Origin of the sequence: Blochmannia endosymbiont of Camponotus sp. C-046, from assembly GCF_023585865.1 — a bacterium.
Lineage (GTDB): Bacteria > Pseudomonadota > Gammaproteobacteria > Enterobacterales > Enterobacteriaceae > Blochmanniella.
The window spans coordinates 114,385-126,758 of record NZ_CP097752.1; the positions used below are offsets into that span (position 1 = coordinate 114,385).

Annotated in this window: 9 protein-coding genes; 5 read left to right on the forward strand and 4 right to left on the reverse strand. The window is 30.0% G+C overall.

The features are described 5' to 3' along the window. Positions 1 to 63 precede the first annotated feature (63 nt). Complete coding sequence (gene mepM, locus M9409_RS00470) at positions 64 to 1,416, forward strand: murein DD-endopeptidase MepM (RefSeq protein WP_250227002.1); 1,353 nt, start codon at positions 64 to 66, stop codon at positions 1,414 to 1,416. 175 nt (positions 1,417 to 1,591) lie between these two features. On the opposite strand, the gene pyk is transcribed toward mepM, so the two are convergent. Then, positions 1,592 to 3,040: a pyruvate kinase gene (gene pyk, locus M9409_RS00475; RefSeq protein WP_250227222.1), complete on the reverse strand. Its 1,449-nt coding sequence runs from the start codon at positions 3,038 to 3,040 to the stop codon at positions 1,592 to 1,594. Between the two features lie 657 nt (positions 3,041 to 3,697). Between pyk and zwf the strand changes: the two genes are divergently transcribed. The 3 genes from zwf (at position 3,698) to cspE (ending at position 7,184) form a co-directional block, all read left to right on the forward strand. Further along, entirely contained in the window at positions 3,698 to 5,188 is a 1,491-nt protein-coding gene (gene zwf / locus M9409_RS00480; protein ID WP_250227003.1) for a glucose-6-phosphate dehydrogenase, read from the forward strand. Between the two features lie 240 nt (positions 5,189 to 5,428). Further along, positions 5,429 to 6,364, forward strand: coding sequence for a protease HtpX (gene htpX, locus M9409_RS00485; RefSeq protein ID WP_250227004.1), 936 nt, complete (start codon positions 5,429 to 5,431; stop codon positions 6,362 to 6,364). Between the two features lie 610 nt (positions 6,365 to 6,974). Then, the gene (cspE, locus tag M9409_RS00490; RefSeq protein WP_250227005.1) at positions 6,975 to 7,184 is read left to right on the forward strand and encodes a transcription antiterminator/RNA stability regulator CspE; all 210 of its coding nucleotides are present in this window, start codon (positions 6,975 to 6,977) and stop codon (positions 7,182 to 7,184) included. Positions 7,185 to 7,523: 339 nt separating this feature from the next. On the opposite strand, the gene M9409_RS00495 is transcribed toward cspE, so the two are convergent. The 3 genes from M9409_RS00495 to manX all read right to left on the reverse strand — a co-directional run bounded on the left by M9409_RS00495 (position 7,524) and on the right by manX (position 10,283). Then, entirely contained in the window at positions 7,524 to 8,390 is an 867-nt protein-coding gene (locus M9409_RS00495; RefSeq protein ID WP_250227006.1) for a PTS mannose transporter subunit IID, read from the reverse strand. A 26-nt stretch (positions 8,391 to 8,416) separates the two neighbouring features. Then, positions 8,417 to 9,229: a PTS mannose/fructose/sorbose transporter subunit IIC gene (locus M9409_RS00500; protein WP_250227007.1), complete on the reverse strand. Its 813-nt coding sequence runs from the start codon at positions 9,227 to 9,229 to the stop codon at positions 8,417 to 8,419. Between the two features lie 85 nt (positions 9,230 to 9,314). Then, positions 9,315 to 10,283 (reverse strand): PTS mannose transporter subunit IIAB, encoded by a 969-nt coding sequence (gene manX, locus M9409_RS00505; RefSeq protein WP_250227008.1) that lies wholly within the window; start codon positions 10,281 to 10,283, stop codon positions 9,315 to 9,317. A 510-nt stretch (positions 10,284 to 10,793) separates the two neighbouring features. Here manX and M9409_RS00510 point away from each other — a divergent pair. Further along, positions 10,794 to 12,350, forward strand: a complete 1,557-nt coding sequence (locus M9409_RS00510; RefSeq protein WP_250227009.1) for a TerC family protein — start codon at positions 10,794 to 10,796, stop codon at positions 12,348 to 12,350. Positions 12,351 to 12,374 lie beyond the last annotated feature (24 nt).

Below are 12,374 nucleotides of genomic sequence, written 5' to 3' on the forward strand. Positions count from 1 at the left end.
TTCTTTTAATTTTGCTCAGAATGATTCTCTTTTTTTAGAGATCGTAATATAGGCTATTAATTAGTGCGTAGTATTATCGTTTGTTCTATTAAGTTATTATATCGTTATATATGTAAGCATTATTTTGTAATGTTATTCATGTTACTATTAATAATCACGATTGTGACAGTTTGTGAGGTTTTTATTTCATGTACGTTAAATAAAAAAAATTATAACAAAATGCTTCTTATTAAGAAGCAAGAGTCTCATCAATTTGAAATTATGAAAAATGGAAATTTTTTTAATAGTGTAGTGATTCGTTCTAATATTTTAAAGAAACACTGGTATTGTAACAAATCATCGAGAGACATCAACATGTATAACTATACAGTATCTCAGGATGATGTATTGAGTAGAATTTTAATAGAATATAGTAGAAATGGTATTGATGCTTCTGAAATTACTCTTTTACTACAACAGTATCCAATATTAAGACAGATAAAAATAGGACAAATACTTTCTTGGATAATAATTACAAAAAAAAAATTACAATGTTTAATTTGGGATATTTTTCCTCAGGAAATTCGTGTCTACAATCGTATGGATGCTAGTTTTACAGAAGGAATTATTAAAGTTTCAAATCAATTACATGATGGGTTATCTTCTTCAGTTCTATTTATAGGAGAATTAAGTAAAACATTTATTGATAGTGCTCGTTCTTTAGGTATAGATGAGAACTGCATCATAGATATAACTACTGCATTGCAGTATCAATTGGATTTTCAAAGATTACATCAAGGAGATAGATTTTCTGTGTTAACGTCAATCATGATGAATGATGATCATAGTGTTAGAAGTAAATTACTTGGAGCAAGATTGTATACTTCTGGTAAAAATTATTATGTATTTCGTGCAAATAACGGTAAATTATATGATCGTGAGGCTGTAAGATTAGGAGGTAATTTTATGCGATTTCCCACATTAAAGCCATTTCGTGTGTCTTCTAATTTTAATTTAAATAGATTAAATCCTGTGACTGGTCAAGTATCCCCTCATTCTGGTGTTGATTTTGCCGTTCCAATAGGTACTCCTGTTATATCTGTAGGGGATGGAGAAGTTATCGTCAGCACATATAGTAAAATTGCTGGCAATTATGTGACAATTAGACACAATTGTCATTGTATAACTCGATATATGCATTTAAAAAAGTTATTAGTTAAACCTGGTCAAAAAGTTAAATTAGGCGATAGTATAGCGCTATCTGGAAATACAGGTCGATCGACAGGTCCTCATTTACATTTTGAAATATGGATCAATCATCGTCCCGTTAACCCATTGACTACCACACTGTTAGATATTGAAAAATTATTAGGAAATGAGCGTACGATATATTTAAATCAAGTAAAAGAAATTCTTCCTCAATTACGTTTTGATTAGATGTATGTAATGTATTATTATTTCAATAAATACAGTTTTATTTGATTTCTTGTTTTTAATAAAGCCTGTAAAAATGTAGTATGAGTTTGTTTTTGAGAAATATTTCAATTGTATCTATCAGTTATTATATTATGAGTTTACATTTCATTGTAATAGCATTTCAGTCAATGAATGATTATTCTACTTGTAAAATATAGCTAATATTAATTACATCGCATTTATTGTATATATCATTTTGTATCACAACCACTAATTCTCCAGATAGTAGCAGTCCTTTTTCGCGTAATAAATTGCTAGCATATTTGGCATCTATTACATTGTTCCCTGTTCTATTAAAATAAATAGGAATAACTCCTTTGTAAAGAGTAACTATATTTAAAGTATGTTTGTGTTGGGATAGAGCAAAAATAGGTAACTTTGAATTGATACGAGACATCAACAACGTAGTACTTTCAAGTTCAGTTAAAGCAATAATAGCACTGACTCCTATTAGGTGATTAGCAGTATACATGGCCGATATAGCGATAGCTTCTTCGATATTGTTAAATTTTTTTTTTTGACTGATATCTGCTAAAAAATTGATGTTTGAAATTTTTTCAGCACCTAAACATACATTAGCCATAGCTGCTACGGTTTCAGATGGATATTGACCTGTAGCAGTTTCAGCGGATAACATGACTGCGTCAGTACCATCTAACACTGCATTGGCTACGTCCATTACTTCTGCGCGAGTAGGTATAGAATTATGAACCATAGATTCCATCATTTGGGTTGCGGTGATGACTGCTCGATTAAGGGTACGTGCTCTTTGTATTATTTTTTTTTGCACACCCACTAGCTCTGGTTCTCCAATTTCTACTCCTAAATCCCCTCGAGCTACCATGACTGCGTCCGATGCGTAAATGATATCATCTATTGTTTCGTCGGATGCAACTACTTCTGCTCTTTCTATTTTAGAAATAATTTTTGCATGACCTCCAGCATCAACAATTAATTTTCGTGCGTAATTTAAATCTATACTGCTACGCGGAAATGATATTGCTAGATAATCAACTCCAATTTGAGCTGCAGTGATGATATCAATTTTATCTTTTTTTGTTAATACTTTTGCTGCAAGCCCTCCTCCTAATTTGTTTAGGCCTTTATTGTTGTATAACATACCCCCGATAATTACTTTGGTATATATTTTAGTATCATGGATTTTTATAACTTTCAACTGGATTCTTCCATCGTCTAATAGAAGCAGATCTTCTGGATATACGTCTCGAGCAAGTTCTTCGTAATCAACACCTACGCATTTTTGACTATCTTTATTATTGTTGGTCATCATGGAATCAATTAAAAAGTTATCTCCAGATTTTAAGTATATTTTATCACTTTGAAAAGTTGATATACGAATTTTAGGGCCCTGTAAATCTCCGAGAATAGCAACATATGTGTTTAATTTGGAGGCGATTTCGCGTACTTTTTTTGCTCGGATAAAATGTTCTGTTCTTTTTCCATGAGAAAAATTTAGTCGTACGATATTTGCCCCTGAGACAATTATTTTTTCAAGATTATTGCTTTTATCTGTAGCAGGACCTAAAGTAGCGATAATTTTGGTTCTTCTCAATTGTTCTAGCATAATCATTCCTTATGTAACTTAAATGTAAATAATTAAAATTAAAGAGTGATGATTATTAATTATGTTATATATATAATATAATTTTATGTTTATTTTATATTAAATCTTAATATACTATATAATATAATTATATATGAAATATTTATTCTTTATAATCTATAAAATAATTAATTATTTTATAGAAATATTATTAATATTAATGTAGTAACAATCTGAAATTGTAAATATCAGTAGTCTACTGATTGGGATAAACACATAGATAACTACAGTTTGTGGTAGATATTATTTTGAATGAAAAATAAACTGTTCAATTATAAATAAACTTATGGGAATGTTTAATTCGTTATTATAAAATATGTATTATTATATATTTTTATTATTTTAGACATGCTTAATTTTTGGGTATGTAATTTGGTTATGTATCTGTAAATATAAAAATGTATTACAATATCGTGAAAATATAAAAATGATTACTATTAATAGTATACATGATACCTGATTATTTTAGAGTGTTTATTTTTATAAAATTAAATTTGCTTAAGTAAGCTACTTATTATATTTTTGATTAAATATAATAAGTTTATATTTGCTATATAACCTACCTATATATGATGGATATTAAGTACTTGTATTCATCTAACATATCAGAGAATAAATATGAGATCAACATTTACCACTCAAGCATGTAATTTAATTATTTTTGGAGCTAAAGGTGATTTGGCGCGTAGAAAATTGTTTCCGTCATTATATCAATTAGAAAAAATAGGTTCTATTCATCCTGATACACGTATTATAGGAGTAGGTCGTGCAGAATGGAGTCTTGTTATGTATATTGAAGTCGTGTATGTTGCTTTAAAAACATTTATGAAAGAGCCTATTGATGAATCGTTATGGTATGTGTTTAGAGCACGGCTTGATTTTTGTAATTTAGATGTATATCAAACTGAACGATTTGTTTTGTTGTTAGATAAGATAAAAAAGAGTGCAGCAGACATGGTGACAGTAAATTATCTTGCTATGCCTCCTGATACGTTTGGTGTTATATGTAAAGGATTAAGTACTATTGGATTAAACAAAAAATCAAATCGTGTAGTTATAGAAAAACCATTGGGTACCAATTTAGATTCTGCTCGTATTATTAACGCGCAGATATCAGAATATTTTGAGGAAAATCAAATTTATCGTATTGATCATTATTTAGGAAAAGAAACAGTTTTGAATTTATTGGCATTGCGTTTTGCAAATTATTTATTCTCCTCAAATTGGGATAATAATACCATTGATCATGTGCAAATTACTGTAGCAGAGGAAGTGGGTATTGAAGGTCGTTGGGGATATTTTGATTCGGTAGGGCAGATGCGTGATATGATACAGAGTCATTTATTGCAGATTTTGACTATTGTAGCTATGTCTCCTCCAACTAATTTAAGCGCTGATTGTATTCGAGACGAAAAAGTTAAAGTGCTCCATTCATTGAGGAAAATTGATTGTAATAACATACATGATGTTACTGTGCGTGGGCAATATACCTCTGGATTTATTCAAGGAAAACCAGTACCTGGTTATTTAGAGGAAGAGGGAGCTAATACAAGTAGTAATACTGAAACATTTGTATCTATTTGTGTCAATATAGATGATTGGCGTTGGATCGGAGTGCCGTTTTATTTGCGTACCGGGAAAAGGTTACCTATTAAATATTCTGAAATTGTGATTTTTTTTAAAAAACCAATGATTAATTTATTTCCTGATTCGTATAAAGATTTGCCCAACAATAAGTTGACTATTCGGTTGCAACCAGATGAGGGAATAGATGTTCAAATTTTGAATAAAGTACCTGGATTAGGTCATAAGCATCGGTTGCATACTACTAAATTGAATTTAAGTTTTTATGAAGATTTTTATTCAGAACATGTAGTCGATGCGTATGAGCGTTTATTATTGGAGACAATGCGTGGTATTCAAGCATTATTTGTTCGCTGTGATGAAATAGAAGGTGCTTGGCAATGGGTGGATTCTATTATACAAGCTTGGGCACTGGAAGATTATGCTCCAAAGCTTTATAAGGCTGGCACTTGGGGACCTACAGATTCTATGACTATGATTGCTAAAGATGGTCGTTTTTGGAATGACTATCAATTTTATACATAATGATTTTATAAATTATAGTAATTGTTGATTTTTTTATATTATTAATTAATAGAAATGTTATGCTTTTATCTTTTTTTAAAAGACATTTGTTAGAATTAAATATTTCTAATTGTTAAAAATTGATATAAAAGTGTTGCTGTTTTATATAAAATATTTTTTTTTAAAACATTAAAATTATTTATAGTATTAAACATTGTTTAAATATTTAGGTATTTCTAGTAAAGAGGAAGATGGTTTTTTATGATGCGTATTATATTATTTTTAGTTACTAATTTATCAGTAATGGTATTATTTGGTAGTATATTGAGTTTATTGGGATGTTGGTCTTCTACTACATTTGAATTAATGAGAATAGCTGGAATATTTGGTTTTGGAGGTGCGTTTATTTCGTTATTGTTATCTAAATCTATCGCTTTATCTGCAGTTAATGGTGTGATTATTAGTAAAGCATCTAATGATGTGGAACGTTTATTATTGAAAACAATAAATGTTCAAGCTAAAAAATTAGATATTGCTGCGCCGCAGTTGGCTATTTATGATTCTGTAGATATGAATGCTTTTGCTACGGGAGTTAGAAGAAATTCAGCATTAATAGCTATTAGCACTGGTCTTTTGAAAAATATGAATCAAGAATCAATTGAAGCTGTTGTTGCTCATGAAATGAATCATATTTCTTCAGGCGATATGATTACTATGACCCTGATTCAAGGTGTAATTAATACTTTTGTAATTTTTGTGTCGCGTAGTCTTGCTGTACTGGTCTCTTATTGGACTTCGTTTGTGCATGATCAAAATGATGAGCAACTTGATACTCATGATGATAATTATTGTGATATGAATAATTCTGTAATATATATGATTGTATCAATGTTTTTAGAGATTGTGTTTGGTATACTGGCTAGTATTATTGTTTTTTGGTTTTCGCGACATCGTGAGTTTTATGCGGATGCTGGTGCTGCTAAATTAGTAGGATGCAGAAATGTTATTCTTGCTTTACAAGAATTAAAAAATAGTCATGAACTCAAAATGTCTAATAGTATTACTACTTTATATATTAATAGTGTAAAAAAAAATATATTGAGCGATTTATTCGCATCTCATCCTTCATTAGATAAACGGATAGAAGCATTACAACATGGTACTTATTTAAATAAGTCGTCTTATTTTTTTAAATAAGTAATTTTTTATTAAAGATAAAATGATTATTTTATAAGTTTATGTAAAGAGTTATACATCGTATGATTTACAAAACAAAAAATAAATATTATTTTTTCTGTGGAATTTTAGTGTAAGTGTAACAGTTGTATAAAAAACATTTATTTTAATTTAATTATGCCCTAAAATAACGAAAAAATTTGTTTTGTTTTTAGGTGTTATATGGTAGAAGTAGTAGTGTAGAATATTGATTTATATATAATAATTTTTAAATATTATTAATTGATTAAATGGTGTATATAAAAAATGTGTTGAATTGTGATCATTACTTCAGTATTATTATTATTGAATTATTTTTTGTTATTGATGATAGTGTAAAATATAAATGAAAGATTTTATGTATTATTAGCTAGATCACTTAATTGCATGCAATTAAGTGATCTAGCAGTGTCAGGTAAACCGAGATATGCTTCCGTATATAAGTAGTATTTTTGATAACTTCAGTAAAGAAGTGTTATGTATGAATAATATAATTTCCTCTTATTTGAATGTTTCACGAGAATAATAACTCTGGTTTGTTTTTTTAATCGCTGTTACGGCAAATGTAAACACTCTAAAGGAAGTATGTAAGATGGCAAAAATTAAAGGTCAAGTAAAGTGGTTTAATGAATCTAAAGGTTTTGGTTTTATTACACCGTCAGATGGGAGTAAAGATGTGTTTGTACATTTTTCTGCCATTCAAGGAAATGGATTTAAAACTTTGTCTGAGGGTCAAAATGTAGAATTTGAAATTCAAGATGGGCATAAAGGTCCATCTGCTGTGAACGTGACAGCTTTATGATGATTAATGGACGTGGATGGCGGTGTTGTAGTTATCTTTATATAAAAGGATATTTTTTGAAAGAATATAAACAGCGAATGTCATAGTACAAATTTACTGTTGATGCGAAATACATAGTACTTTTTTAAAGTTTACAGATATATATAATATACAGGTATATGAGGTAAGATGTAGTACTAATGTGTTAATTTTAGTAATTTTAGTAAAGATTTTAAAATAATGGATAATGGTGAATGCTGATGCTGGAATAGAAAGTTAGACCTGAAAAAAATAAGAGGAACTAATACATTCATGAATGTATTAGTTCCTCTTATTTTTTTCAGGTCTAACTTTCTATTCTTAAAGACCTAATAATCCTGTCCAGTATCCAACAATTCCAATTCCAAAAAATCCTATAATAATCCATAATGCATTTATTTTTTTGTTTAATAACCACATGCAAGTAAATGTTAATAATAAAGGAATAAATCCAGGCATAAGCTGATCTAAAATGTTCTGTACAGTTGTGATTATTGTCTTTCCATTATTATCAGTAATTTTAGACAACACACATGGTATATTTACGTGCGTCCATTTGTTAACTAATGCTCCCATAACAAATAGACCTAAAATTGAAGAACCTTCTGTTAATTTTTGTAAAACTCCTCCTTCCATATCATGAACAATGCGGATTCCTTTTTGATATCCGTACGTAATACCATAATAACGAGTGGTTAGTCTGACTGTGTTGAATAAAATAAAAAATAAACACGGACCTAATAAGTTGCCCTCTATGGCAACTCCTGCCCCTAATGCAGCAAATACTGGCCTAGCAGTTCCCCAGAATATTGGATCCCCAACTCCAGCTAAAGGTCCCATTAGTCCTACTTTTAAACCATTAATAGAAGCATTATCTATAGTAGTAGCACCATTAGCCTTTTGTTCTTCCATAGCCATAGTAACGCCTAATATAGGAGCAGCGACATAGGGGTGTGTATTAAAAAATTCTAAATGGCGTTTTATTGCTTCTTTTTGATCTTTACTGTTTTTTGGGTATAAACGTCGGATTACTGGAATCATAGAAAAACAGAATCCCAATGCTTGCATACGTTCAAAATTCCAAGATCCTTGAAAAATATTAGAACGAATAAAAACTGCACGTATATCATTTTTCTTTAATTTTATTGATTTTGTTTTAGTGTAGATTTTTTGAGGATTATTAATCATTATTATTACCTATTAATCTGGTCTTATTAATCTAGTTCATCATCAAGTTTACTTGTAGATTGAACAGTTGAGTTAGAAATATTTTTTTGCTTAACTTGATTATAATAACGTGGAGACAATTGGATGTATAGGATAGCCATAACTACACCAATAATACCTAATGCGACTAAATTAAAACTGGTAAAAGCTGTAATAACGAATCCTAGAAAAAAAAATGGCATTAAATATCCGGTGCGCATCATATTTATAACCATAGCATAACCAACTACTACGATCATACCTCCAGCAATGTTTAAACCATTAGTTATCACTTCTGGAATTGAATGAAGCATACAGTGCACTGTTTCGGTTCCAACGGAAATTCCAACAATAGTAGCTGGAATTGCAACTCGCATAGCTTGTAACATGAGTGCTGTAATATGAATCCAATTTAAAATTGTTATATTACAGTGTTCAGCTGCTTTATCAGCGGCATGTTGAAAGGCTACAGTAATAGTGCGCACAATAATGGTTAATACTTGACCGGCGGCGGCTAATGGAATGGCTAAAGCAATTCCTGATCCGATAGACTGTTGCCCCATAATGACTAAAATGGTAGAAATGATTGAAGCTAAAGCGGTGTCAGGTGCTACAGCAGCTCCTATATTCATCCATCCTAGTGCTATCATTTCTAATGTTCCTCCAATAATAATCCCGGTTTTTATATCTCCTAAAATTAATCCAATTAATGTACATGCTATTAATGGTCTATGACATTGAAATTCATCAAGTATTGAACCCATTCCGATAATACAAGATGTAATAAATAATAAAATAATCTGAAGTGTGTTGATTTCCATTTCATTTCCTGAATATATAAAAATAAAAATACAATGTTTATATAAATGTATTAAATAAAATTGTATATTTTAATTAATTAAACAACTATTTATTTTTTTTTATTAATTGCATCATTTTTAGTGATGGATCTGATGGAACTTTACGTATTTCTAACTCAATGCCATATTGATCAAGTTTTTTAAAAGCTTCAATATCTGTGTTATTTACTGATATAGCATTAGTTATTTGTTTTTTATCTTTATAAAAAGCCATTCCTCCAATATTTACTGAATTGATAGGAATGCCACCTTCAATAAGACGTAAAACATCTGTAGGATTAGTGAATAACATGATAACTTTATCTCCGGCATATTTAGGGTTATTGTACACACGTATGGTTTTGTTGATATCTAAAACATGAGCAGTTATTCCAGGAGGGGTTACTTGGGTAAGTAAAGTTTTTCGGATCATATCTTTAGATACTTCGTCGTTTACTACTATGATACGTTGCACATTATATTCTTTAGTCCAACGAGTTACTACCTGTCCATGAATTAATCTGTCATCAATACGTGCCAAGCAAATGGTCATATGGTTTTTTTTGTTTTTATTTGATAATTCAGGTGCGGGAGTATGTTTAATGATATTGTTTTCATAGTGAAAATGGTGATTAGTTAAAGAATATTTTACTGATTTTATGCTTTCATTACCAGAGTTTAATGCGATTTGTATTAGTTCTTGTAAAGAATGGGTATCATCGCGCGCCATGAAAACTTCAATTAACATAGGGATGTTCATTCCTGTAATAATATCGTATTTTTCTTTGTTTAACACAATACTATGAGCGGCATTAAAAGGGCTACCTCCCCAGGTATCCACCATAAATAACACCCCTGTGCTTGTATCAAGATTTGATAGATGTGCATTATACTTTTCAATTAGTATTTTAGTGTTTTCTTCGGGTAGTAAATCAACCCATGCAACATTTTTTTGTTTGCCTATGATCATTTCAGTGGTGTCGAGTAATTTTTTGGATACAGAACCGTGTGCTCCCAATATAATAGCAATAGTCACTATTGTTTCCTCTTTGATGTATTTTAACAATTCCTTATTATTTTGATCTTAAAGAAATAATAAGAAATTGTTTTTAATGTCGTCGTGTATGACAAACATTGTTTGATATTTAAAAAATTATATCGATATGATTGTACAGATTGTTTTATGATTTTTTGCTTTCAGACAGTACAGAATTAAATTAAATTTAATATACTTCAAACAAACAATTGTATTATACTGTCTTTTTTTCATAATGAAACATTATCTTTAATGTTAATATGTTTATTTTTAATAATATGAAAGAGATATTGTATACTATATCGTAACAATGGTTTTGTTGTTTAAGTAATCTCCACATAATTTTGTGGTTATATATTTCATTTTATCAACACCCCCTCTACAAAAATTTGTATTTTGATCGTGTTTAATTTATTGCTGATAACTTCATTATATAATCAAATATTTTAATATGTTTAATATAAATATGCCATGAGATGATTTGTTATTTAATGTTCAATGGAGATTATCATGGAATTTTTAACAGACATATCAATGTGGATAGGATTATTAACTTTAGTCATTTTAGAAATTGTGCTTGGTGTTGATAATTTGGTTTTTATTAGTATTTTAGCAGATAAACTTCCAAAAAAACAACGTGAACGTGCATGTATTATCGGGTTAACATTAGCGTTGATAATGCGTATAGCCTTATTATCTTTAATTTCATGGTTCGTAACTCTCACAAAACCATTGTGCAAGATTGCTACTTTTTTATTTTCTGGGAGAGATTTAATTTTATTGTTTGGAGGTATTTTTCTCTTATTTAAAGCAACTACTGAATTACATCAACAACTAGAGCATAAAACACATAACCACACTAATCGTGGATATGCTAGTTTTTGGGTAGTTGTGATACAAATTGTAGTTTTTGATGCTATTTTTTCTCTTGATGCAGTAATAACGGCTGTTGGTACAGTAGAGAATTTAACAATAATGATAATAGCAGTTGTTATAGCGGTGGTAATAATGTCGCTATCATCTCGTTTATTAACTAATTTCATTAATAGTCATCAGACTGTAGTAGTTTTATGTTTGAGTTTTTTATTAATTATTGGGTTGAGTCTAATTGCAGAGGGAATTGGATTTTATATACCAAAAGGTTATTTATATGTTGCTATTGGATTTTCAGTATTCATTGAATTATTTAATCAAGTCGCTCACTGTAATTCCATGAAGGGCCAATCAACTAAATCAATGCGTGAACGTACAGCAGAAGCGATTATGAGGTTAATGGGTAATACGGTACAATGGAGTGTGGATACAGAGAAAAATTCTTCAGTTCTTTTATCAAAAACACATTTTGCTGAAGAGGAACGCCATATGATCACCGGAGTATTATCATTAGCCTCACGTACCCTACGAAGTATAATGACCCCTCGAAATGAAATTTCATGGTTAGATTCTCAAAAACCAGTGCAAGAATTATATGCTACGTTAATGAATACTCCTCATAATATGTTTCCAGTATGTAACGGTGAATTAGATCAATTAATAGGAATTGTTCGTGCTAAAGATTTAATGGCAGCTATTTCTAATGGAGAACGGTTAGAAACACATGCTTCAGAAAATTTGCCCATTGTAGTTCCAGAAACTTTAGATGTCTTAAATTTATTAAAGGAATTGCGGCGTGCAAAAGGCAGTATGGTTGTTGTATCTAATGAATTTGGTATTATTCAAGGATTAATAACTCCTTTAGATGTATTAGAAGCTATAGCTGGTGAATTTCCTGACGAAGATGAAACACCAGAGATTGAAATAATCAATAATGGGACAGGTTGGCTAGTAAAAGGTAGTACGGATTTGCATGCATTACAACAGGCATTACAGGCCCATGATTTGGTGCATGTTTGTGATCATGTAGCTTCTTTAGCTGGTTTGCTATTATCTCGTTGCGACCGTATACCAAAAGAAGGAGACGTGTTGACGATTAATAGATGGCGTTTTATAATTCGAAAAATGATAGAGTATCGTATTGAGTTAGTAGAAATAGAATGTCTGTTGTTTTCTAATGATACACATCATTAAATAAAATTTGGCGACATATACATG

Bases quoted from the DNA above. Each gene is read 5' to 3' on its own strand.
- htpX (WP_250227004.1), top strand. From the start codon at position 5,429: ATGATGCGTATTATATTATTTTTAGTTACTAATTTATCAGTAATGGTA.
- M9409_RS00495 (WP_250227006.1), bottom strand. From the start codon at position 8,390: ATGATTAATAATCCTCAAAAAATCTACACTAAAACAAAATCAATAAAA.
- M9409_RS00500 (WP_250227007.1), bottom strand. From the start codon at position 9,229: ATGGAAATCAACACACTTCAGATTATTTTATTATTTATTACATCTTGT.
- cspE (WP_250227005.1), top strand. From the start codon at position 6,975: ATGGCAAAAATTAAAGGTCAAGTAAAGTGGTTTAATGAATCTAAAGGT.
- M9409_RS00510 (WP_250227009.1), top strand. From the start codon at position 10,794: ATGGAATTTTTAACAGACATATCAATGTGGATAGGATTATTAACTTTA.
- zwf (WP_250227003.1), top strand. From the start codon at position 3,698: ATGAGATCAACATTTACCACTCAAGCATGTAATTTAATTATTTTTGGA.
- pyk (WP_250227222.1), bottom strand. From the start codon at position 3,040: ATGCTAGAACAATTGAGAAGAACCAAAATTATCGCTACTTTAGGTCCT.